We start from the raw sequence: 18,964 nt of genomic DNA on the forward strand, positions 1-18,964 counted from the left end.
AACCGGCCCGCGCGCCGTACGCGCCTCTCGGACCGAAGCCGTACATGCTGCCGAACCACCCGGACGGCCGCCCTCCGCCCACCCCTGTGGGTTAGCTCACAACAAGCCCCGTTGACGTTCTTTGTCCGACCTCACGCCCGGGCGGCGCCGCCGGTGCCCACTAACGTCGTACCCATGACGACTTCCGCATCCCTGCCTGCAGACTCCGCACCCGAGGCATCCGTCGGCGGATCCGTCACCGACCGGCTGGTCGAGGCGAACCAGCACTACGCCTCCCAGTTCACCGACCCCGGCATGGATGCCAGCCCGGTCCTCCAGGTGGCCATCGTGGCCTGCATGGACGCCCGGCTCGACCTCCACGCCGCGCTCGGACTGGAGCTCGGCGACTGCCACACCATCCGCAACGCGGGCGGCGTGGTCACCGACGACACCATCCGCTCGCTCACCATCAGCCAGCGGGCCCTCGGCACCCGTACGGTGATACTCATCCACCACACCGGCTGCGGCCTCGAACGTCTGACCGAGGACTTCCGGCACGAGCTGGAGGACGAGGTCGGCCAGCGTCCCGCCTGGGCCGTCGAGGCCTTCCGGGACGTCGACCAGGACGTCCGCCAGTCCATGCAGCGCGTCCGCACCAACCCGTTCCTGCCCCACAAGGACGATGTGCGAGGCTTCGTCTTCGACGTGCACACCGGACTGCTCCGTGAGATCGATCCCGGCTCCTGAGTGACACAAGGCCCGGGCGCCGTCAAGAATGCGGGGAGACACCGTCCGGGAACCCCCGCATCCGGTGTCCGTGTTTCGGGGTGGGCCGGTCATGCGCCAAGGGCGTCGGCCCTGGGAAATGGCCGAGGAGAACCAGGTGACGACGTATGACGACCGAGCGAGCCTCGCGGATCTGACCAGCACGGCGGAGCGGGTCCGCCAGTCGGTCGAGAACGTGATCGAGGGCAAGCCCGAGGTCGTCCGCCTCGCGCTGACCGTGCTCCTCGCCGAAGGGCACTTGCTGATCGAGGACGTGCCGGGCGTCGGCAAGACGATGCTGGCCAAGACGCTGGCCAAGTCCATCGACTGCTCGGTGCAGCGCATCCAGTTCACGCCCGACCTGCTGCCCTCCGACATCACCGGTGTCAGCATCTACGACCAGCAGCGCCGCGAGTTCGAATTCAAGCCGGGTGCGATCTTCGCGCAGATCGTCATCGGCGACGAGATCAACCGCGCTTCGCCGAAGACCCAGTCGGCACTGCTGGAGTCGATGGAGGAACGCCAGGTCACCATCGACGGCACCACCTACACCCTGCCGAGCCCCTTCATGGTCGTCGCTACCCAGAACCCGGTGGAGATGGAGGGCACCTACCCGCTGCCCGAGGCCCAGCGCGACCGCTTCATGGCCCGCGTCTCCGTCGGCTACCCCAGCCCCGAGGCCGAGCTCCAGATGCTCGACGTGCACGGCGCGGTCAACCCCCTCGACGACCTCCGGTCCGTCGCGCACGCCCACGACATCGTCAAGCTCATAGAGGCCGTGCGCGAGGTCTACGTCGCCGAGCCCGTCCGGCGCTACGTCGTCGACCTGGTCTCCGCCACCCGCAGCCACCCCGACCTGCGGCTCGGCGCCTCGCCCCGGGCCACCCTGCACCTCCTGCGCGCCGTGAAGGCCTCCGCCGCGCTCTCCGGCCGCGACTACGTCCTGCCCGACGACGTGCAGTCCCTGGCCGCACCGGTCCTCGCGCACCGGCTGCTGCCCACCGCGCAGGCCCAGCTGAACCGCCGCACCTCCGAGCAGGTCGTCGGCGAGATCCTCCAGCGCACCCCCGTCCCGGCCGCGCACGGCCGCGGCGAGATGCCGCCCGCCGCCGGCGTCCGGGGCTTCTGATGAGCGCCGGTGCCGCACACGGCGCCGGCGGCCCGGGAAACAGCGGCGGCCTGCGCGCGTCGCTGTCCGGGCTGACCACCCGTGGCCGTTCCTTCGTGGCCGCCGGGATCGCCGCGGCCGTCTGCGCCTACGTCCTCGGTCAGGGCGCGCTGCTGCGCGTCGGCCTGCTGCTCGCCCTCCTGCCGCTGATCTGCGTCTACGCCCTGCACCGCACCCGCCACCGGGTCTCCGGCAGCCGTCGGCTGTCCCCCGGCCGGGTGCCCGCGGGCGCCGAGGCCCGGGTGCAGCTGCGCATGGACAACGTCTCCCGGCTGCCCACCGGCCTGCTGATGCTCCAGGACCGGGTGCCCTACGTACTGGGCCCGCGCCCCCGCTTCGTCCTGGACCGGGTCGAGCCCGGCGGACGCCGCGAGGTGTCCTACCGGGTCCGCTCCGACCTGCGCGGCCGCTATCCGCTGGGCCCACTCCAGCTGCGGCTCACCGACCCCTTCGGGCTCGTCGAGCTGACCCGCTCCTTCAGCACCTACGACACCCTCACCGTCATTCCGCGCACCGAGCCCCTGCCCCCGGTCCGGCTGACCGGCGAATCCAACGGCTACGGCGACGGCAGCCGCCGCTCGCTGGCCCTGGCGGGCGACGACGACGTGATCCCGCGCGGCTACCGGCGCGGCGACGACCTGCGCCGCGTGCACTGGCGCTCCACCGCCCGCTACGGCGAGCTGATGGTCCGCCGCGAGGAACAGCCCCAGCGCAGCAGGGCCACCGTCCTGCTCGACACCCGCCGTCTCGCCTTCGACGGCGCCGGACCGGACTCCGCCTTCGAATGGGCCGTCTCCGCGGCTGCCTCCAGCCTCGTGCACGTCCTGGAGCAGGGCTTCTCGGCACGGCTGCTCACCGACACCGGGAGCGCGGTGCCCGGCGAGGGCGGCGGCTTCTGCGCCGGCGGACCGGAGTCCGCGGAGGCCGCCGGGCTGATGATGGACACCCTCGCGGTGATCGGACACTCCGACGGCGCCGGGCTCTCCCGGGCCTACGACGCCGTACGCGGCGGCGGCTTCGGCGACGGCGGCGGCGACGGACTCCTGATCGCCTTCTTCGGCGACCTGGACGACGTGCAGGCCGAACTGGCGGCCAGGATGCGCCAGCGCGCCTCGGGCGCGGTGGCCTTCGTCCTGGACACCCGGACCTGGGGCGGACGGCCCGCGCCCGGGCACGACGTCGTACCGCGGGAGGAACGGCTGCGCAGGCTGCGCGACGCGGGCTGGACGGCGCTCGCCGTCACCCCCGGGGTCGCCTTCGGTGAACTGTGGCGCCAGGCCGGGACCGCGCGGACCGGTACGGGAACGAGCGGAGGCCGGGCATGAGCGGACGGGCGAAACTGACGGTGTTCGCGGCGCTGGCGACGCTGCTCACCTCGTGGTCGCTGAGCCCGCTGGTGGAGTCGCAGGCCTGGCTGCTCCAGGCCGCGCTGCTGGTCACCGTGCAGAGCGCCGTGGGAGCGGGGGCCCGGCGGGTGCCGCTGGCCCGGTCGCTGACCGTGGCTGGGCAGCTGCTGGTGTCGCTGCTGCTGCTCGCGCTGCTCTTCGCCGGCAAGGTCGAGTCCACCGGCAGCGGGCCGCTGGCCTACTTCGTGACGGACTTCGGCTCGCTGTTCGCCCAGGGCGTCCAGGACGTGGGCGAGTTCGCGATACCGGCCCCGCTGACCGACGGGATCCAGCTGCTGCTGGTGTCCGGGGTACTGGTGATCGGCCTGCTGGTGGACCTGCTGGCGGTGACCGCGCGTACGGCCGCGGCGGCCGGTCTGCCGCTGCTCGCGCTGTACTCCGTCGCCGCGGGCCTGTCGGGCGGCGGGGACTCCTCCTGGTTCTCCTTCCTGCTGGCGGGCTGCGGCTATCTGATGCTGCTGCTGTCCGAGGGCCGCGACCGGCTCGCCCAGTGGGGACGGGTCTTCGGCACCGCACCGAGCGGACGCGCGCCGGCCGACTCCGGCATCAGCGGCGGCGGCGTCCGGGCGACGGCCCCGGTGCGGTTCGGCCGGCGGATCGGCGCCCTGGCCCTGGGCATGGCGCTGGTGGTTCCGGCGGCGCTGCCCGCCCTCGACGGCGGTCTGCTGGGCGGTCCGAAGGCGGGCGAGGGCAGCGGCGGGTCCGGCGGCACGATCTCCGCCGTCAACCCGCTGGTCTCCCTGCAGAGCAACCTGAACGCGCAGGACAACCGCGTGGTGCTCAGGTACCGCACGGACAACCCGCAGCAGAGCGACCAGTACCTGCGCATCCTGGCCCTGGACAAGTTCAACGGCGTCAGGTGGGAGGCGTCCGGTCGCGCGCTGACGGACGTACCGCAGCAGATGCCGGTCCCGCCCGGTCTCGGTGACCAGGTCCGCCTCGACGCGACCGAGGTGACCACGAACATCGCGGCCTCGGACGGCTACACCCAGCGCTACCTCCCCATGCCGTATCCGGCGACCGCGGTGGACATCCCCGGCAAGTGGCGCTTCGAGCCCGTCGGCCGGACCCTGGTCGGGGACCAGCTGGGCCGCGACAGGTTCCAGACCGTGCAGGGCGCCGAGTACAAGGTGCGCAGCCTGCTGCTGAAGCCCACCGCGGAGCAGCTCCAGCAGGCCCCGGCACCGGACCCGGCGATCCGCGAGGAGTACACGAGGGTCCCGGACAACCTGCCGCAGGTGGTCGGCGACACGGCCCGCCAGGTCACGCAGGGCGCGCAGGACGACTACTCACGGGCGGTGAGGCTGCAGGACTTCTTCGCCGTGAGCGGCGGATTCCGCTACGACACGCAGACCGCCTCGGGGACGGGGGCGCAGGCCGTCGCCCGCTTCCTCGCGGACAAGGAGGGCTTCTGCATCCACTTCGCGTTCTCGATGGCGGCGATGTCCCGCACCCTGGGCATCCCGGCGCGCGTCGCGGTGGGCTTCACCCCCGGCGAGAAGCAGCAGGACGGCATCGTGAACGTGTCGATGCGGGACGCGCACGCCTGGCCCGAGCTGTACTTCCAGGGCGTGGGCTGGACCCGGTTCGAGCCGACGCCCCGGTCGGGCCTCAACGTGCCGGACTACTCCCGGGCGCCGGACCCCGCGGCCCAGCCGTCCGCGCCGGCGCCGCTGCCCTCGCAGGGTGCGGTGCAGCCGGCTCCGGCTCCCTCGGCGTCCGCCGAGTGCCCGCCGGCGCTCAAGCGGCTCGGCGAGTGCGGGCCGGCCGCCCCGCAGCAGAACGCGGCGGCCGGCGCCGGGCCGTCGGTGACGGCGGTCCTCGGCTGGGCGGCGCTGGGGCTCGCGGTGGTGGGCCTGCCGCTGCTCCCGCTGCTGTGGCGCAACCGGCTGCGGGCCCGCCGCCTGGCGTCCGGCGAGGTGCCGGCGGCCTGGCGGGAGCTGGGCGACGCGGCCTGGGACATGGGCATCACCCCGGACGAGGCGCTGTCCCCGCGCCGGGCGGCGAGCCGGGTCGTGGAACTGGGCCGCCTGGAGCCGGACGCCGCCGCCGCGGTGCACCGGGTGGCGGGTGCCGTGGAACGGGCCTTGTACGCGCCGCCGGGCGCGGAGGTCTCGTACGCGGGCCTGGCGGCCGACGTACGGCAGGCCCGGGCGGGCCTGCTGGCCTCGGCCGGGCGCCTGCCCCGGCTGCGCGCCCTGCTGCTGCCGCGGTCTGCGGCCCGGATCTCCTGGGCGGTCTCGGCCCGCCGCTCGGCCCTGGCCTCCGCGTTCTCCACCCGCCTGACGGCTCTGCGCCGCCCCCTCCGGGGCCGCGGCCAGGGCGTGTTTCGAAAGTAGCGCCGTCCGCCCGGATTGCGGGCCCCGCGGCGTCTGGTGCGTGCGATCGCAAGGCGGAGGGTCGTCCTCGTACTGGGCGTACTTGGACGATCCCGACAACGCGGCGAGCGTGCGTACCAGGCGTCGTGGGGCAGGCGGGACTTTCGAAACACGCCCTTGTGCTGTGACCGCGAGGGTGCACCGGGTCGCGGCGCCCGGACACGGCACCTGGCCGCGTTGTCGGACCACGCGCGTACGTCCGGTACGAGCCGCGGCCCTCCGCCGTGCGAGGCACCGCACCGCACCGAACACCGCGACCCGGTACACCTCCACGGCCACAGCGCCAGCCGTCCGGCCCCGTCGGCGTTCGAGGCGCGGGGGCCCGGGGGCGGGGCCCCCGCAGCGGCGCCGCCCCGGTATGACATCCGCAGAACCCGCGGACGCGAGAACGCGGCGAGGCCCGATCCCCCCGGGCCCCGCCGCGTTCTCGCTCGTGCAACCGGGCCCCCGTACCTTCTCCCGGTTCCGGAAGGAGGTGCCCGGTCCGCTCCGCAGCCCCGTGTCCGCGGTGCGGACCGGGTCCCCTGTCCGTTGCTCCCAGTCTGGCGTCTTCGCAGGTGGGAGCCCATCCGCGTCCGTACTCATCTCCGTGCCTAGGTACGGATACTCAGCGGCCGCGGCGGGCCCCACCAGTTGTACGGGCTGCCGCACCCGCACGGCACCGCCGAGTGGGGGGTGCCGCGCGGGTCAGCGGTTTCCGCTGACCCGGCCGCGCAGCAGCAGCGACAGGGCCGAGTGCACGTCGTCGAGGGACCGCTCCCGCTGGAAGGACTGCCAGTCCAGGGCGGCCACCAGGACCATCCCGACCATCGCGGCCGCCGTGAGCGGCACGTCGATCTCGGAGCTGAGCTCCCCGCGTTCGACACCCTCGCGCAGCACCTTCTCCACGACGGCCACCGCCTCCTGGCGGACCACCATCAGCGTGGACTGCCAGGTGCGGTTGGTCCGCCACAGCTCGGCGACGTACAGCTGGGTGAAGGCGGGGTAGCGGTCGATGAAGACCAGGCCCGCCCGGATCATCGCGTCGAGCGCCTCGACCCGGCTGCCGCCGTGTGCCTCGGTCTCCTCGGCCGCCGACCGCAGCGACGCCGTCAGCAGCCCGACGCCGTGCCGCAGCAGCTCTTCGAAGAGCTCGTTCTTGCTCGCGAAGTTGTAGTAGACGGTGCCCTTCGCCACCCCCGCCCGCTCGGCGATCTCATCGACCGTGGTCGCGGAGAACCCCTTCTCCGCGATCAGGATGACGGCCGCTTCGTAGAGCTTCTGCCGGGTGGCCGCACGACGGCCCCCGCCGGTACCCGTACCCGTGCTGCTGCTGTCCATGGCGCTGATTGTCACAGGTCAACACGTCCTTACAGGCTCAGTTCGGGGTGCAGTCGGTCCATGGTCCACACCTGCTTGCCGCGGGCGGCGAGCGCGGTCAGGGCGAGGGCGCCTACCGTGAAGGCCACCAGGACCAGGCTGCCCTGCCAGACCGGGGTGAGGTCGCCGCCGGTGATGAGGCGGCGCAGGCTCTCCACGACGTACGACATCGGCAGGTACGGGTGGACGGCGTTGAAGAAGTCGGGACTGGTCTGGACGGGGTAGGTGCCGCCGGCCGAGGTCAGCTGGAGCATCAGCACGGCGAGGACGAGGATCCGCCCGGCCGCGCCGAACTTGGCGTTGAGCCACTGGATGATCGCCGCGAAGCAGCCGGTGACCAGCAGCAGGAAGCCGATGGTGAGGGCGGGGTTGGCCATCTTGAGGCCGAGGTCCGGGGCCCAGTGCAGGACGGACATCAGCAGGGTGACCTGGGCGGCGCCGATGCCCATCACGGGCAGCCAGCCCGCCAGGGCGATCCGCCAGGGCGAGGCGCCCGCGGACAGGGCCCGCTTGTTCATCGGGGCGATCAGCATGTAGGCGACCATCGCGCCGACCCAGAGGGACAGCGGGATGAAGTAGGGCGCGAAGCCGGTGCCGTAGTTGGGCGCCTTGTGCAGGGACTGGTTGGCGAGCTTGATCGGGTCGGCCATGACCTCGGTGCGGGCGTCCCGCTGCTGCTGGTCGTAGTCGGGGATCTTGCCGACGCCCTCGTGCAGGCCGCCGGCGAGTTCGCCGGTGCCGTCGACGAGCTTGTACATGCCGCCGTCGAGGCGGTGGGCGCCGTCGCCGAGCTTGCCGACGCCGTCGCTGAGGGCGCCGGAGCCGGTGGTGGCGGTGCCGAGGCCGGTGTGCAGCTGGGACATGCCGGTGGCGACCTTGTGGGCGCCGGTGTTGAGGGCGTTGACCTTGGCGACGGCCGCGTCGAGGTCGCTCGCGAGGTGGGGGGCCTGGTCGGCGAGCTCGCGGGCCTTCTTCTCCAGGTCGGTCAGCTGGGTGCGGAGCTTGGCCACGTCCCCGCCGGCGTTCTTGGCCAGGGTGCTGACGTCACCGCTGAGTTCGGCGGCCTCGGCCGCGTCGTCCCGGACCTTCTTCAGGTCGGGGCAGGAGGCGAGGTGCGGTTCGCCGCCGGGGGTGACGCAGTGCTTGGTGTAGTAGGCGTCGGCGCCGGTGGAGGCCCGCTTGGCGACGGCCGCGGCGGCCGGCGCCTTCTCGACGAACGTGTCGAGGTGGTTGTTGACGACCTTCGCGCTGTCGGCGACCAGCTCGGCGGTGGCGGCCAGGCTCCTGGGGTCCTTGACGAAGGGGCGGGCCTTGTCGGCCGCGCCGTTGACCTTGTCGGCGAGGACCTGGGTGCCGTTCGCGATGTCCCTGGTGCCGGTCTCCAGCTTGCCGGCGGCCGAGTTGAGCTTCTTCAGGCCGCTGTTGAGTTCGCCGCTCTTCTCCCCGGCGGTGTCGAGGCCGTCGGCGAGCTCCTTGGCGCCCTCCTTGGCCTTTCCGGCGCCGTCCTTGAGCTTGTCGGCGCCGTCGGCGGCCTCCGCGGTCTTGTCGTGCAGGTCGGAGAAGCTGACGAAGATCTTGTCGAGGAAGCCGCGGGAGGCGTTGGCGGACGCCGCCGAGCGGACCTCGGAGAAGACGGTGCGCGAGATCGAGCCGACGACGTAGTTGTTGGCGTCGTTGGTGCGGACCTGCAGGGCGCTGGTGGCGGGGTCCTCGCCCGAACTGGAGGCGATCTTCTCGCTGAAGTCGGCCGGCATGGTCAGGGTCAGGTAGTACGTACCGTCCTCCAGGCCCTTGGCCGCCTTCTCGGGGCTCACCTCTCGCCAGTCGAAGGTCCTGCTGTCCCGCAGCTTCCTGGTGATCTCACCGCCCGCGTCCAGGTGCTTGCCGTCGACGGTCGCGCCCCGGTCGGAGTTGACGAGGGCGACGGGCACCTTGTCGAGGCGGCTGTACGGGTCCCAGAAGGACCAGAGGTACAGGGCTCCGTAGAGCAGCGGCAGCAGGAGCAGTGCGACGAGGGCGGCCCGGGGCAGCTTCCCCCGCCCGAACCGCTTCAGCTCAAGCGCGGCCAGCTTCGGCGAGCGCATCGTCCGCCCCCTTCGTGTCGTCGTCGGTGTCTTCGGTGGTGTCGGTGGCGGTGGCGTCCGGAGTTCGGGCGTCGGCCCCGCTGCCGACGGCGGTGTCCTCCGCCGTGCGGGAGGCCTTCTTCAGGGCCGGCTTCTTCTTCGCGTCCGGCCTCGGGTCCGCCTTCGCGTCCGGCTTCGACGCCCCGGCGTCCTCCGCGTCCTCGGCGTCCTCGGCCTCGGCCTTCGCCCGGGCGCCCCATGTGACCTTCGGGGTGGCGACGGCGGCGCGCGACGGCCCGGCCTGCGGTGTGCCGCCGTCCTCCTGCGGACCGGTCCGCAGGACCACGGCGTCGGCGGGGGCCTCGCTGCACACCGCCACGACGGTGGTCCCCCGGGCCGCGATCGACCGCAGCAGGGTCCAGACCTCGGTGCGTTCGGTGTCCGAGAGCTTGAGGTCGAGGTCGTCGAGGGCGAGCAGCCGAGGGGAGCCGAGCAGGGCGATGGCGACGGAGAGCCGTACGGCCTCCAGGCGTTCCAGGTCCCGGACGGTGGTGCGTTCGCCCTTGGGCAGCGTGGCGAGGTCCAGCCCGGCGGCGTCCAGGGCGGCCGCGATCCGGGCGGCGGCGCCGGCCCGGCGCTCGGCCCGGGGGCGCAGCAGGGCGCGGATCGGGGCGTCGTAGTGGCGCTGCAGCAGGGCGCCCTCGCGCAGCTGTTCGGCGACGGTGAGGGACTGGTCGAGGTCGTTGACCCCGGGGACCGGGCCGAGGGCGGTGATCCGGCGGACCGCGGCCATCTTCTTCGGCAGCCGGTGCCGGCTGACCTCGGCGTGGCCCTCGGTGGGCTTCATGCGCCCGGTGAGGGCCAGGAGCAGGCAGGTCCGGCCACTGCCCGAGGGGCCTTCGATGGCGATGAGCGAGCCGGGCGCCGCGTCGAGACCGACCCCCCGGAAGGCCCAGCCGCGCGGACCCTTGAGTCCGAAGTTCTCGGCCTTGACGGCCGCGCCGTGCGGGCTGTCCACACCGTCCCCCTTCTTTTGAACTGACCGGTCAGTTCAAAAACTACCACCTCATTCCGCACCAGGTGTGCAGGAGGGGGCAGTTGCTCTGCATATGGCGGCAAAAGCGCAGGTCAGGGCGATTGTCAGTGGGGCCCGTCACGATGGGGGCAACGCATCGACAGGAGGTTCGTCATGGCCACACCGTCCCCGTCCCCTGTCCACCCCGTCCTGCGCAAGTCGGCGGCCCCACCGGCCGCCCTCGACCTTCTCGACAAGGCCCGCAGCGGCCTGGCCGAGGCCGCCCGGCTGACCCGGCCCCACGAGCGCTACGCCACGGCCCACTTCTCCGCACTGCGCACCGCCGCGGCCGTGCTTGCCGCGCGCGCCCGGCCCGAGCCGGTGGGCTCCCGGCGGCGGCCCCGCATCCGCAGCGCATGGGAGGTGCTGCCGGAGCTGGCACCGGAGCTGGCGGAGTGGAGTGCGCTCTTCGCGTCCGGCGCTGCCCGCCGGGCCCGGGCCGAGGCGGGGATAGCGGACGCGGCCGGCGCCCGGGACGCGGACGACCTGCTGCGCGCCGCCGCGATGTTCCTGCGCCTGGTGGAGCGGATGCTCGCCGTTCGGGCGCCCGCCCAGGTCCCGCCCCGGAGTCCGGAGCAGACCTTGCCGCAGCCACGGCCGGAGCGTCCGGACGCGGGATGACCTGCCCGGCTGCGGAAGGCAATAGGGTGGGGCCCGGACCGCTCACCCTTACCGCGCCGAGGAGCCATCAGCCGTGTCGGACACTTCCCGCCCCCGTGCCTCCCTCCGCACCGCCGTGGTGTGGGAGGTCCTCAAGGAGGCGCTCGACCGTCGGGCGAAGGCGACCGGACGGGACGTGCTGGACGTGCTCGACACCGGCGGCGGCACCGGCAAGTTCGCCGTGCCGGTGGCCCACCTGGGCCACCGGGTGACCGTGGTCGACCCCAGCCCGAACGCGCTGTTCGGGCTGGAGCGCCGGGTGTCCGAGGCGGGTGTCGCCGACCTGGTCCGCGGTGTCCAGGGCGACGCCCAGGGCCTGTTGGACGTGGTGGAGCGGGACGCGTACGACGTGGTGCTCTGCCACGGCGTCCTGGAGTACCTGGACGACCCGGCCGAGGGCGTGGCCAACGCGGTGGCGGCCCTGCGCCCCGGCGGCACGCTCAGCCTGCTCGCCGCCGGCCTCGGCGGGGCCGTGCTCGCCCGCGCACTGGCCGGACACTTCACGGAGGCCCGCAACGCCCTCACCGACCCGGCCGGCCGCTGGGGCTCCGGCGACCCGGTGCCCCGCCGCTTCACCGCCGAGCAGCTCTCCGAGCTGGTCGGCGGGGCCGGCCTGACGGTCGGCGCGGTGCACGGCGTACGGATCTTCGCCGACCTCGTCCCGGGCGTCCTGGTGGACACCGAGCCGGGCGCGGTGGAGGCGCTGCTGCGTCTGGAGGAGGCCGCGGCGGAGCTGCCGGCCTTCCACACGGTGGCCACGCAGCTGCACATCCTGGGCGAGAAGCAGGTCTGAACTGCGCTCTTCCGCGCACCGAGTCTGCCGCTCACCCTCCGCTCGGCCGGTCCGCCCCGTATGATCGGAAGCAGTGACCGGCATGGTGAACGGGCCATTGGGGAATAACGGCCCCAGTGACCGCTCCCGCGGCGGTACGGTTTTCGCAGTGGCTTCACCAGCTGTTCTTTCTGTGCTTTGTCATTTTGGAACGTGTGCGTTGAGGGCGGGTGTCACGGGGGCGATTCCCCGCCTATCCTGAAGGGGACCCCCGGTCGCTACCCCCGCGACCGACGGATGAGGAGGACTCCCGTGCCGCTCTCGGAGCACGAGCAGCGAATGCTCGAGCAGATGGAGCGAGCGCTGTACGCCGAAGACCCCAAGTTCGCGACAGCGCTTGAGGGCAGCGGACTGCGTACGTACACCCGGCGACGGGTCTACCTGGCAGTCGCAGGCATTGTTGTGGGTATCGCGCTCCTCATGACCGGTGTGATCATTCCGAACGTGCTCTGGATCAGCGTGGTGGGCTTCCTCGTCATGCTGGGATGTACGGTCCTGGTGGTCACCGGTTGGCGCAAGGCACCCAAGCCAGGCGAGCAGCCCGTCTCCGGAAGTACCGGCGGTTCGACCCGCGGCCACAACCGGCAGCGCCGGTCGATGATGAACCGCATCGAGGACCGGTGGCAGCGCCGCCGTGACGAGCAGGGGCAGTAGCCCCCGGACCACGTGAGTGAGGGGACGGCCGCCGCCGTGCGGCCGTCCCCTCACTGTTCCGCGCCACCCTGCGGCTCGCCGGTACACCCATACGGCATGATGATCCGATGAGTGTGCTCCCCCTGGTCTTCACCAGCGGCTGGGCCAGCGGGATCAACGCTTACGCCGTGGTCCTCCTGCTCGGCGTCTTCGGCCGTACCGGCCTGACCGACGAGGTCCCGGTGGCCCTCCAGCGCACGGACGTGCTGATCGCCGCCGCCGTGCTCTTCCTCTGCGAGGCGGTCGCCGACAAGATCCCGTACGTCGACTCGATATGGGACGGCGTCCACACCGTGGTCCGCCCGCTGACGGGTGCGGTGATCGGCGCCCTGCTGGCCGGACAGAGCGGCTCGCTCTCCGACATCACCGCCGGGGCGATCGGCGGCTCCACCGCGCTGGCCAGCCATTTCGTGAAGGCCGGCACCCGGATGGCGATCAACACCTCACCCGAGCCGTTCACCAACGTGGCGATGAGCGTCGCCGAGGACCTCGGCGTGGCGGGACTCGTCACCCTCGCGATCTTCTACCCCGTCCCCGCCGCGGTCGTCGCGGGCTCCCTGCTGGTCGTCGGGCTGGCCTTGGTCGCCTTCCTCTGGAGCCGGATCCGCCGCTTCCTGCGCCGGCGCGTCCAGCGTCGCGAGGAGAAGCGGCTGGCCGCCGAGGCCCGCGCGGTCACCGGGGCCCCACCCCACTGACCGCGGGCGCCCGCACGGGGCCATAGGCTCGGCCGCATGGCACGAATTGCGGTGATCGGCGCCGGCATGGGCGCGATGGCGACGGCGGCCCGGCTGGCCGTGGCGGGGCACCGGGTGACGGTGTACGAGCGGGCCGCCACCTACGGCGGGGCCGTCGGATGGTACGAGCGCGAGGGCTTCGCCTTCGACACCGGGCCCGGGCTGCTGCACCTGCCCGCCGTCTACCGGGACCTCTTCGTGAAGACCGGCAAACGGCCGCTGGAGGACTGCGTCGACATGGCGCAGGTCGACCCCGCCGTCCGGCACGTCCTGCCCGGTCACGGCATCGACGTCACCCTCCCCGGCGCCTCGCACGGCGGTGTCGCCGCCGCCTTCGACGCCGCTGTCGGCCAGGGCGCCGGCGAGCGCTGGAACGGGGTGCTGGGCCGGGCCCGTGACGCCTGGGACGCCACCCGGCGCCCGCTGCTGGAGGAGCCTCTGCCGGGTGGCGCCCGGCAGGCGCTGGGCGGCGACCCCTACCCGGCGCTGCGGCGCAGCGGCCTGCTCCGCCGCCGTACGCCGACCCTCGCCGAGGTGGCCGGACGGGAGCTGGGCGGCCCGCTCGCGGAGGTGCTGACCGGTGTGGTCCGCGGGTACGGCCTCGACCCCGCCACCGCCCCCGGTTCGGCGGCCGTGCTCCCGTACATGGAGCAGACCTTCGGCAGCTGGTACGTGCGCGGCGGGATGCGGGCGCTGGCCACGGCCGTGTACGAGCGCTGCCTGGAGCGGAAGGTCGCCTTCGTCTTCGGTGCGGAGGTGCGGGAGGTGCTGGTCCGGGACGGCCGGGCGGCCGGGCTGCTGCTGGCCGACGGCACCGAGGCGGCGGCCGACTCCGTCGTCTGCGGGATCGACCCGCGGCGGCTGCCGGCCGGCTCGCTGCCGTGGCCCGCCGAGGCGGTCCCGGCCCGCGGCGACGGCGTGCCCGGCCGGATCACGCTGCTGCTCGCGCTGCGCGGCGCCCGCCCCGCGGGGACCGTCCACCGCACCCTGGTGCACGCGGCCGGGGCCCAGGTCACCGTCATGCGGCCGGACGACCCCGCCACCCGGCCCGACGCGGAGCACGAGGCGGTCACCGTGAGCGCCGTGGACGGCCCGGGGACCTCGGAGCCCGGGGAGCTGCTGAACCTCGCGGAGAAGGCCGTACAGGGGCTGCGGGAGCGGCTGTTGTGGCAGGAGGTGCGCACCCCGGCCGATGTGGAGGCCGCGACCGGTGCGGTCGGCGGGGCGGTGCCCCCGCCCGCCCTCGCGGGTGCGGGGGGCCGGCTGCTGTACCCGGCCAACTCCACGGCCCTGCCCGGGCTGTACCTGGCGGGCGGCTGGGCCCATCCCGGCGGCGGGCTCGCGCACGCCGGGATGACCGGGGCCCTGGTGGCCGGGCTGATCGTGGAGGGCGCGGGCTTCCGCGGCTCGCAGTGACCGGGCCGCGGCCCCGGCCGGGACCGCCCGTGACCGCGGGACCGGCTCAGTAGCGGTACTGCTCGTACCCGCCCTGCTGGTAGGGGTACTGCTGCGGCGGCTCGCCCTGCCCGTCCGCCGGGTAGGGCTGGCCGCCCCCCTCGGTGGACCGCTGCTGCGGGACCCAGACGCCGCCCGGCGGAGTGTCCGTGGAGTACTGCTGCTGCCCGTAGTCGGCGTACGGGGTGTAGTCGTAGGGCTGGGGCGGGACGACGCCGCCGCCGGTGCCGATGTACGGGTCCGAGTAGGCGGCGTAGACCTGCTGCTGGTCGCCCGCGGGGTAGCCGCCGGAGTAGTCGTAACCGGCCTGGTTCTGCTGGTCGTAGTAGGCCGCGTACTGGTGGGCGTCCTGCTCGGCGGTGGTGAACGGCGAGGCGAAGGCCGCGGTCTGGCCGACCTCGGGGGCGGGCGTCGAGAAGCTCTGTATCCCGTAGGACCCGGTGTCCTCGGGCACCGGCTCCGGGCTGTAGACCTCCTCGGCCGCGGCCCGCGCGTCCGGGGCGCCGTCCACGTCGTCGTACTCCAGGGCGGTGACCTGGAGCGCCGGTTCCGCCGGCGCGGTCCCCGACCGGCGACGCCCCGTCTTCCGCGCGGGCTCCCCGCCGCGGCGCAGTGCCCAGCCCGCGACGAAGCCCTTGCGGAAGGAGAGCGTCACCAGGGTCTGACCCACGGCGAACGCGGCGGCGCCGGCGCCGATGACCGGTACCGAGGGCAGTATCACCCCGGCGACCACGCCGAGGAAGCCGGCGAAGGCGAGCAGGCGCCAGCGAAGCCGGGCCTTGTACTGCATCAGTACCTCGGCAAGCAGCCACAGCGCGACGATTCCGAACGCGATGTAGAGGACCGTCATACCCATGCAAGGCCCCTCTCGGTACGGCCGTCACACGGGTACGGCCGGTCAGGCCCGCTGGTGCAGGCCCAGGTTCTCGTAGATCTCGAGAGTCGCCGTGGAGTTGTTCAGCGTGATGAAGTGCAGTCCCGGTACACCTTCGGACAGCAGCCGCGCGCAGAACTCCGTGGCGAACTCGATGCCAATGGAGCGTACAGCGGCCGGGTCGTCCTTGACCGCGAGCATGCGCTCTTTCACGTCCGAGGGGAAGACGGCGGTGCTCAGCTGGGGCAGTCGGTCGAGCTGCTTGATGCCCACAACAGGCATGACCTCGGGGATGATCGGGGTCTCGCAGCCCGCCTTCTCGACGCTGTCGCGCAGCCGCAGATAATTCTCGGGATCGAAGAACATCTGGGTGATCGCGTAGTCGGCGCCTGCACGGCACTTGTCCACGAAGTGCCGGATGTCCGTATCCCAGTCCGTCGAGCGCGGGTGCATCTCGGGGAAGGCCGCGACGCCGACGCAGAAGTCCCCGGACTCCTTGAGCAGCCGCACCAGGTCGGCGGCGTAGTGCACGCCCTCGGGGTGCGGCACCCAGTCGGCCATCGGGTCGCCCGGCGGGTCGCCGCGCAGGGCGAGCATGTTGCGGATGCCGGCGTCGGCGAACTGGCCGATGACGTGGCGCAGCTCGGCGATGGAGTGGTCCACCGCGGTGAGGTGCGCGACCGGGGTCAGCGTGGTGTCGGCGGCGATCTCCTGGGTGGCCTTGACGGTGCCGCCGCGGGTGGAGCCGCCGGCTCCGTAGGTCACGGAGACGAAGCTCGGGGATACCGCCTCGACCCGGCGCAGGGCGTTCCAGAGGTTGCGTTCGCCCTTCTCGGTCTTCGGGGCCCAGAACTCGAAGGAGTACGAGCGCCCGGACGCGAGGAGGTCGCGGACCGTGTGTGCGCGGTCCGACCAGGTGGAAGCGGTACCAGAGGCCATGTGGGCAGGTTAGACGCGGCCCGGCGCTCCCCGAAGCGGCGTCCGCCTTTTGGACAGGTTTTTGGACACCTGTGGCCCTGCCTCTGGCCGGGAAGGGCCTGTACGGGCCGGCGCGGCGCGGAATGCCACGCCGCCGGGACTCAGCCGAGGCGGGCCCGGATCCGCTTCGCGAGGTCCGCCGCGGCGGCACCGGGGTCGGGGGCCTCCGTGATCGCGCGGACGACCACGACGCGGGTGGCGCCGGCGTCGAGCACCTCGTCGAGGTTCCCGGCGTCGATGCCGCCGATGGCGAACCAGGGCCGGTCCTGTTCCAGGGAGGCCGTGTAGCGGACCAGGTCCAGGCCGGGGGCGTGGCGGCCGGGCTTGGTGGGGGTGGGCCAGCAGGGCCCGGTGCAGAAGTAGTCCACGCCCGGTTCGGCGGCGGCCGCGGCGACCTCGTCCTCCGCGTGGCAGGAGCGGCCGATGAGCACCTGCCCGCCGAGGATGGCGCGGGCCGCGGGGACGGGGATGTCGCCCTGTCCGAGGTGCAGTACGTCGGAGCCGATGGCGTGGGCGACGTCGGCTCGGTCGTTCACGGCGAGGAGCCTGCCGTGACGGCGCGCGGCCTCGGCGAAGACCTGGAGGTGTTCCAGCTCCTCGCCCGCCTCCATGCCCTTGTCGCGGAGCTGGACGATGTCCACGCCCCCGGCCAGGACGGCGTCGAGGAACTCGGGGAGGTCACCCTGGCGCTTGCGGGCGTCCGTGCACAGGTAGAGCCGGGCGTCGGACAGCTGCATGGGTGTACCCCCCGTGATGGAGGCGGTGTACGGGCGCGGGGCCCGTACACCGCGGTGGAGCTACTGCGGATCAGGTCAGAGGGCGAGCGCCTGAGCGCGGCGCTTCACCTCCGTGCCGCGATTCTCGCTCAGCGCCTGGGCGGGGGTGCCCGGCAGGGTCGGGTCGGCGGTGAAGAGCCACTCCAGCATCTCCTCGTCGGAGAAGCCGTCGTCGCGCAGGACGGTCAGCAGGCCGACGAGGCCCTTGACCACCTTGTCGCCGTCGATGAACGGCGCCGGAACCTGCAGGGCCCGGTTCTCGCCCCGGCGGACGGCGATGAGCTGCCCTTCCTTGACCATCTGGCGGACCCGCGTCACCTCGACGTTCAGCATCTCCGCGATGTCGGGGAGGTACAGCCAGTCGGGGACGAGGGAATCGATCTTTGCGTCAATCTCGGTCACAGGCCAAGCCTGCCACCTCCCACCGGCAGCCGGTAGCCGGGCGGACCGTCCGTGGCACGCCGCCCCGGCCGGGCGGGCCGCCGGCTACGCGGTGGCCGATTTCAGCGGGGTGCCCGGGTCGGCGACCCGGACCGGGTCCACCGGGACGCCGGCCTCGATCAGCCTGCGGCCCTGCGCCAGGTCGCGGGGGCGGCCGACCGCGAGGACCGCGACCAGGGCGCCGTCCCGCAGCCAGCACACCGACCAGGTCTCCTGGCCGGTGTCGCCGCGCCGGACGAGGGTGTCGGCCCCGCCGTGGTGGCCGGCGTACTGCACGAAGCGCCCGAACTGCTCGGACCAGAAGTACGGCACCGGGTCGTAGACCGCGGTGGGTTCCCCGGCCAGGATGTTCGCCGCGACGGCGCGCGGGCCCTGGAGGGCGTTGTCCCAGTGGTGGACCAGCAGCCGCGTCCCGTAGCGCCCGGACGGGAAGGAGGCGCAGTCGCCGACCGCGTACACCCCCGGCAGGGAGGTCAGCAGGTGGGCGTCCGCGGTGACCGAGCCGTCCGCCCCGCGCTCCACTCCGGACCCGGCCAGCCATCCCGTGGCGGGGCGCGCGCCGATCCCCACGACCACCGCGTCGGCGGGCAGGGTCCTGCCGTCGCCCAGGAGGACCCGTCCCTCCTCCACCGCGGTCACCTTCGCGCCGGTGATCAGTTCGGCGCCGGCCTGTGCGTACCAGCGAGCCATCGGCTCGGCGACCTCGGCGGGCAGGGCGCCCGCCAGCACCCGGTCGGCCGCCTCGACGACGGTCACCGCGCAGCCCGCCTCCCGGGCGGCGGTGGCGAACTCGGCGCCGATCCAGCCCGCGCCGACGACCACGACCCGGGAGGCGGCCGCCAGGACCGGGCGCAGCCGCGCCGCGTCGTCCAGCGTGCGCAGCAGGTGGACTCCCGGGACGCCCTCGGTGCCCGGGAGGGGCAGCGGCTGCGCGCCGGTCGCCAGGACGAGGGTCCCGTACGGGACCGGTCCCGCCTCGGTGTCCAGCTCGTGGTCGGCGGCCCGCAGTCCGGTGACCTCCGTACCGAGGCGGAGTGCGATGTCCAGGCCTTCGAAGTCCACGTCGAAGGCGGAGTCCTCGGCCTTGCCGAGCAGTACCGCCTTGGACAGCGGGGGGCGGTCGTAGGGCTGGTGGGGTTCGGCTCCCAGCAGGGTCACGGGGCCCGTGAAGCCCTGCTCGCGCAGGGCGACCGCGGTCTGCACCCCGGCCATTCCGGCGCCGACGATCACGACGCCGCGCTGATTCTGTTCCGTCTGCTCGCTCACGCGGCCACCCTAATCTTCTGACGCTCCGTCAGGAACAGGTGCCGCCTTACCCGCCGTCCACG

17 protein-coding genes are annotated in these 18,964 nt (G+C 73.3%); 9 read left to right on the forward strand and 8 right to left on the reverse strand.

Going from position 1 to position 18,964, the window contains the following annotated elements; genetic code table 11:
* The first annotated feature begins 174 nt into the window (after nucleotides 1–174).
* The 4 genes from ACIPXC_RS28225 (at nucleotide 175) to ACIPXC_RS28240 (ending at nucleotide 5,657) form a co-directional block, all read left to right on the forward strand.
* Nucleotides 175–726, forward strand: a complete 552-nt coding sequence (locus ACIPXC_RS28225; RefSeq protein WP_401623724.1) for a beta-class carbonic anhydrase — start codon at nucleotides 175–177, stop codon at nucleotides 724–726.
* A 136-nt stretch (nucleotides 727–862) separates the two neighbouring features.
* The gene (locus ACIPXC_RS28230) at nucleotides 863–1,873 is read left to right on the forward strand and encodes an AAA family ATPase (protein ID WP_401623726.1); all 1,011 of its coding nucleotides are present in this window, start codon (nucleotides 863–865) and stop codon (nucleotides 1,871–1,873) included.
* Entirely contained in the window at nucleotides 1,873–3,237 is a 1,365-nt protein-coding gene (locus tag ACIPXC_RS28235) for a DUF58 domain-containing protein (protein ID WP_401623728.1), read from the forward strand. Before ACIPXC_RS28230 ends, ACIPXC_RS28235 begins: the two co-directional genes overlap by 1 nt.
* Nucleotides 3,234–5,657: a DUF3488 and DUF4129 domain-containing transglutaminase family protein gene (locus tag ACIPXC_RS28240; protein WP_401623730.1), complete on the forward strand. Its 2,424-nt coding sequence runs from the start codon at nucleotides 3,234–3,236 to the stop codon at nucleotides 5,655–5,657. The genes ACIPXC_RS28235 and ACIPXC_RS28240 overlap by 4 nt, the downstream gene beginning before the upstream one ends.
* Before the next feature lie 726 nt (nucleotides 5,658–6,383).
* On the opposite strand, the gene ACIPXC_RS28245 is transcribed toward ACIPXC_RS28240, so the two are convergent.
* Genes ACIPXC_RS28245 through ACIPXC_RS28255 form a run of 3 tightly spaced genes read right to left on the reverse strand, consistent with a single transcriptional unit; the run spans nucleotide 6,384 to nucleotide 10,136 of the window.
* Complete coding sequence (locus tag ACIPXC_RS28245; RefSeq protein WP_401623732.1) at nucleotides 6,384–7,016, reverse strand: TetR/AcrR family transcriptional regulator; 633 nt, start codon at nucleotides 7,014–7,016, stop codon at nucleotides 6,384–6,386.
* A 29-nt stretch (nucleotides 7,017–7,045) separates the two neighbouring features.
* Entirely contained in the window at nucleotides 7,046–9,139 is a 2,094-nt protein-coding gene (locus ACIPXC_RS28250) for a YhgE/Pip family protein (RefSeq protein WP_401623734.1), read from the reverse strand.
* Complete coding sequence (locus ACIPXC_RS28255; protein ID WP_401623735.1) at nucleotides 9,111–10,136, reverse strand: ATP-binding cassette domain-containing protein; 1,026 nt, start codon at nucleotides 10,134–10,136, stop codon at nucleotides 9,111–9,113. Before ACIPXC_RS28255 ends, ACIPXC_RS28250 begins: the two co-directional genes overlap by 29 nt.
* A gap of 171 nt (nucleotides 10,137–10,307) precedes the next feature.
* Here ACIPXC_RS28255 and ACIPXC_RS28260 point away from each other — a divergent pair, with 171 nt between their 5' ends.
* The 5 genes from ACIPXC_RS28260 to ACIPXC_RS28280 all read left to right on the forward strand — a co-directional run bounded on the left by ACIPXC_RS28260 (nucleotide 10,308) and on the right by ACIPXC_RS28280 (nucleotide 14,528).
* Nucleotides 10,308–10,814, forward strand: a complete 507-nt coding sequence (locus ACIPXC_RS28260) for an SAV_6107 family HEPN domain-containing protein (protein ID WP_401623737.1) — start codon at nucleotides 10,308–10,310, stop codon at nucleotides 10,812–10,814.
* 73 nt (nucleotides 10,815–10,887) lie between these two features.
* Nucleotides 10,888–11,646, forward strand: a complete 759-nt coding sequence (locus tag ACIPXC_RS28265; protein ID WP_401623739.1) for a methyltransferase — start codon at nucleotides 10,888–10,890, stop codon at nucleotides 11,644–11,646.
* A 291-nt stretch (nucleotides 11,647–11,937) separates the two neighbouring features.
* Nucleotides 11,938–12,339, forward strand: a complete 402-nt coding sequence (locus ACIPXC_RS28270) for a DUF3040 domain-containing protein (protein WP_401623741.1) — start codon at nucleotides 11,938–11,940, stop codon at nucleotides 12,337–12,339.
* Between the two features lie 107 nt (nucleotides 12,340–12,446).
* Nucleotides 12,447–13,073 (forward strand): DUF4126 domain-containing protein, encoded by a 627-nt coding sequence (locus ACIPXC_RS28275; protein ID WP_401623743.1) that lies wholly within the window; start codon nucleotides 12,447–12,449, stop codon nucleotides 13,071–13,073.
* 36 nt (nucleotides 13,074–13,109) lie between these two features.
* Nucleotides 13,110–14,528 (forward strand): phytoene desaturase family protein, encoded by a 1,419-nt coding sequence (locus ACIPXC_RS28280; protein ID WP_401623745.1) that lies wholly within the window; start codon nucleotides 13,110–13,112, stop codon nucleotides 14,526–14,528.
* A 46-nt stretch (nucleotides 14,529–14,574) separates the two neighbouring features.
* Here ACIPXC_RS28280 and ACIPXC_RS28285 read toward each other — a convergent pair whose 3' ends face one another.
* The 5 genes from ACIPXC_RS28285 to ACIPXC_RS28305 all read right to left on the reverse strand — a co-directional run bounded on the left by ACIPXC_RS28285 (nucleotide 14,575) and on the right by ACIPXC_RS28305 (nucleotide 18,902).
* Nucleotides 14,575–15,423, reverse strand: a complete 849-nt coding sequence (locus ACIPXC_RS28285; RefSeq protein WP_401623747.1) for a hypothetical protein — start codon at nucleotides 15,421–15,423, stop codon at nucleotides 14,575–14,577.
* A gap of 42 nt (nucleotides 15,424–15,465) precedes the next feature.
* Nucleotides 15,466–16,380 (reverse strand): methylenetetrahydrofolate reductase [NAD(P)H], encoded by a 915-nt coding sequence (gene metF, locus ACIPXC_RS28290; protein ID WP_030964079.1) that lies wholly within the window; start codon nucleotides 16,378–16,380, stop codon nucleotides 15,466–15,468.
* 140 nt (nucleotides 16,381–16,520) lie between these two features.
* Nucleotides 16,521–17,156 (reverse strand): thiamine phosphate synthase, encoded by a 636-nt coding sequence (gene thiE / locus ACIPXC_RS28295; protein WP_401623750.1) that lies wholly within the window; start codon nucleotides 17,154–17,156, stop codon nucleotides 16,521–16,523.
* 75 nt (nucleotides 17,157–17,231) lie between these two features.
* On the reverse strand, nucleotides 17,232–17,597 hold the full coding sequence (locus ACIPXC_RS28300) for an Rv2175c family DNA-binding protein (RefSeq protein WP_392577359.1): 366 nt from the start codon (nucleotides 17,595–17,597) through the stop codon (nucleotides 17,232–17,234).
* An 84-nt stretch (nucleotides 17,598–17,681) separates the two neighbouring features.
* Nucleotides 17,682–18,902 (reverse strand): NAD(P)/FAD-dependent oxidoreductase, encoded by a 1,221-nt coding sequence (locus tag ACIPXC_RS28305; RefSeq protein ID WP_401623752.1) that lies wholly within the window; start codon nucleotides 18,900–18,902, stop codon nucleotides 17,682–17,684.
* Nucleotides 18,903–18,964: the final 62 nt, after the last annotated feature.

The organism is Streptomyces sp. NPDC090021 (assembly GCF_044748225.1).
GTDB lineage: Bacteria > Actinomycetota > Actinomycetes > Streptomycetales > Streptomycetaceae > Streptomyces.

Excerpts from the sequence above, each read along its gene's own strand:
- ACIPXC_RS28225 (WP_401623724.1), top strand. The coding sequence starts at position 175 with ATGACGACTTCCGCATCCCTGCCTGCAGACTCCGCACCCGAGGCATCC.
- ACIPXC_RS28235 (WP_401623728.1), top strand. The coding sequence starts at position 1,873 with ATGAGCGCCGGTGCCGCACACGGCGCCGGCGGCCCGGGAAACAGCGGC.
- ACIPXC_RS28240 (WP_401623730.1), top strand. The coding sequence starts at position 3,234 with ATGAGCGGACGGGCGAAACTGACGGTGTTCGCGGCGCTGGCGACGCTG.
- ACIPXC_RS28245 (WP_401623732.1), bottom strand. The coding sequence starts at position 7,016 with ATGGACAGCAGCAGCACGGGTACGGGTACCGGCGGGGGCCGTCGTGCG.
- ACIPXC_RS28250 (WP_401623734.1), bottom strand. The coding sequence starts at position 9,139 with ATGCGCTCGCCGAAGCTGGCCGCGCTTGAGCTGAAGCGGTTCGGGCGG.
- ACIPXC_RS28260 (WP_401623737.1), top strand. The coding sequence starts at position 10,308 with ATGGCCACACCGTCCCCGTCCCCTGTCCACCCCGTCCTGCGCAAGTCG.
- ACIPXC_RS28275 (WP_401623743.1), top strand. The coding sequence starts at position 12,447 with ATGAGTGTGCTCCCCCTGGTCTTCACCAGCGGCTGGGCCAGCGGGATC.
- ACIPXC_RS28280 (WP_401623745.1), top strand. The coding sequence starts at position 13,110 with ATGGCACGAATTGCGGTGATCGGCGCCGGCATGGGCGCGATGGCGACG.
- ACIPXC_RS28285 (WP_401623747.1), bottom strand. The coding sequence starts at position 15,423 with ATGGGTATGACGGTCCTCTACATCGCGTTCGGAATCGTCGCGCTGTGG.
- metF (WP_030964079.1), bottom strand. The coding sequence starts at position 16,380 with ATGGCCTCTGGTACCGCTTCCACCTGGTCGGACCGCGCACACACGGTC.
- thiE (WP_401623750.1), bottom strand. The coding sequence starts at position 17,156 with ATGCAGCTGTCCGACGCCCGGCTCTACCTGTGCACGGACGCCCGCAAG.